The following is a 1,187-nucleotide window of genomic DNA, read 5'->3' as shown; positions in this document are numbered from 1 at the left end:
GTATTATGCAATAATTTTTGCAACAACACCCGCACCTACAGTACGGCCACCTTCACGGATTGCGAAACGTAAACCGTCGTCCATCGCGATTGGGTGGATCAGGGTAACGATCATGTTGATGTTATCACCTGGCATTACCATCTCTACGCCTTCTGGCAGTTCGATAGTACCTGTTACGTCAGTTGTACGGAAGTAGAACTGTGGACGGTAACCTTTGAAGAATGGAGTGTGACGACCACCTTCATCTTTGCTCAGAATATAGACTTCTGATTCGAATTTAGTGTGTGGCTTGATTGAACCTGGTTTTGCCAGTACTTGACCACGTTGAATTTCTTCACGTTTAGTACCACGCAGCAGAACACCAACGTTCTCACCCGCACGACCTTCGTCCAGCAGTTTACGGAACATTTCAACGCCAGTACAAGTTGTTTTAACCGTGTCTTGGATACCAACGATTTCAACTTCTTCACCAACTTTGATGATACCACGCTCAACACGGCCTGTTACTACTGTACCACGACCAGAGATTGAGAATACGTCTTCGATTGGCAGCAGGAATGGTTTGTCAATTGCACGCTCTGGTTCTGGGATGTAAGAATCCAAGTGACCTGCTAATTCAACAATTTTCGCTTCCCACTCTGGGTTGCCTTCCAGCGCTTTCAGAGCTGAACCACGGACAACTGGAGTGTCATCGCCTGGGAAATCGTATTGAGACAGAAGTTCACGAACTTCCATTTCAACTAATTCTAACAGTTCTTCGTCGTCTACCATGTCACATTTGTTCAGGAAAACGATGATGTAAGGAACACCTACTTGGCGACCTAACAGGATGTGCTCACGAGTTTGTGGCATTGGGCCATCAGTCGCAGCAACAACCAGGATTGCACCGTCCATCTGAGCAGCACCAGTGATCATGTTTTTAACATAGTCGGCGTGTCCTGGGCAGTCTACGTGTGCGTAGTGGCGAGTTGGAGTATCGTATTCTACGTGTGAAGTAGAGATGGTGATACCACGCGCTTTTTCTTCTGGTGCGTTATCGATTTGGTCGAATGCACGAGCAGAACCGCCGTAAGTTTTAGCCAGAACAGTAGTGATAGCTGCTGTCAGAGTAGTTTTACCGTGGTCAACGTGGCCGATAGTACCAACGTTAACGTGCGGTTTTGAACGTTCAAATTTTTCTTTAGACA

At 46.7% G+C, this 1,187-nt stretch carries 1 protein-coding gene; it reads right to left on the bottom strand.

Features of this window, described 5'->3' with window-relative positions:
* Positions 1-3: 3 nt before the first annotated feature.
* Positions 4-1,187: elongation factor Tu (gene tuf, locus PR809_RS20045; protein ID WP_166268407.1), on the bottom strand; the 1,184-nt coding region annotated here is incomplete at its 5' end.

It is taken from the genome of Providencia sp. PROV201 (assembly GCF_028479545.1).
In the GTDB taxonomy this organism is placed as follows: domain Bacteria; phylum Pseudomonadota; class Gammaproteobacteria; order Enterobacterales; family Enterobacteriaceae; genus Providencia; species Providencia huaxiensis.
The sequence above is the reverse complement of the archived record's forward strand: the minus strand, read 5'-3'. Positions and strand labels throughout refer to the sequence as shown.